The organism is Bartonella sp. MU37NMGALS (assembly GCF_042194015.1).
Taxonomy (GTDB): Bacteria; Pseudomonadota; Alphaproteobacteria; order Rhizobiales; family Rhizobiaceae; genus Bartonella; species Bartonella grahamii.
This window is the reverse complement of record NZ_JBHIML010000079.1, coordinates 1-1,363: the sequence shown is the minus strand read 5'-3', so window position 1 is coordinate 1,363 and position 1,363 is coordinate 1. Positions and strand designations below refer to the sequence as shown.

The 1,363-nt window shown below is 40.9% G+C and carries 1 pseudogene; it reads left to right on the top strand.

Annotation, left to right across the window (positions count from 1 at the left end):
- Window positions 1–62: 62 nt before the first annotated feature.
- Window positions 63–1,363: pseudogene (locus tag ACFIJP_RS09100) on the top strand (hypothetical protein); the annotation flags it as partial.

The window sequence follows — 1,363 nt, the reverse complement described above, 5'->3', positions numbered from 1 at the left end:
CTGGTTTTTCTCCTTATTTTAAAAGAGCTGCAGATGACACAGGGTATTCATGGAAAAGTACTATGGGTGCAGTGAGTGTTGGTGATCCTAGCAGTGGCCGAACGCGGCAGATTACAGGCGTAGCCGCTGGTACTGAAATGTATGATGCGGTAAATGTTGCACAGATACAGTCATTACAACTGTATGTAGACAAAGGTTGGAAGCTTTCCGTTGGTGGGGAAAATGCTACAGCTGTTAGCATAGATAATACAGTCGATTTTTCTGCTGGAAGTACAAATCTTAATCTTACGAAAGGCGATAAGGACAATAAGGTACAATTTGATCTGGCACAAGATGTTGCATTAACGAGCTTAAAGGCAGGTACAAATACCTTCGATGCCACCGGCTTAGTAATTACTGATGGTCCGAAAATGACCACCGGTGGTATTGATGCTGGAAATAAAAGAATAACGCGTATTGCACCTGCTGATCTTAGTGCAGATTCACAAGACGCGGTAAATGGTAGTCAGTTGAATGTTGTAGCTACCCATATAGCTCGATATTTAGGTGGTGGTGTTAAATTTACAAGTGGCCAATGGGATGATCCAAAGTTCAAAATTAAAACTTTCAATCCTGAGACGAATGAGATTGAAGAAGAAAGTTTTCCGGATGTAGCAAAAGCCTTTGAAGGTGTAGGTAAGTCTTATGTAAATCTTCACAATGAGATTAAAAAGGCGGCCGATGATAGTGTCTTTAAATGGCATGCCGAAACGGAGAGCATTGCAATTGCTGCCAGTGAGGGAAAACGTGGGCAAGGAAGTATTGCTATAGGTAAGCTTTCAGTTTCAACTGCCGACAATGCTATTGCATTAGGTGGTTTTGCAAATGCAACTGGTGAAAATAGTATTGCATTAGGTGGTTTTGCAAATGCACCAGCTAAAAATGGTATTGCATTAGGTTTAAATGCACAAGTAATTCCTGAGGGTGGTGTTGCTGTGGGTGATAAATCTGTTTCTCGTAACTTAGCGTCCCTAGTTGGCTATGATCCTTCCATAGGTAGCCGGTCAACAGACGATGGTGAGATATGGAAGAGCACTCAAGGTTCTTTTAGTATTGGTGATACTCCGAATAAGATAACACGACAGCTCACAGGTGTGGCAGCGGGTTATGCAGACACTGATGCCGTCAACATTGCGCAGCTGAAAAAATTAAGAGAATTTGTAGCACAAGGGTGGAAACTTTCTCTTAATGATAAGGCTGTTTCAGGCTTTCAGCCGGGTGATATATTAAATTTGATCTCTGGAAGCAAAAACTTTGAGATTAAAAATAGTGATACAAGAGATAGTAAAGACAAAAAAATAATATTTGATTTGGCACAAGATGT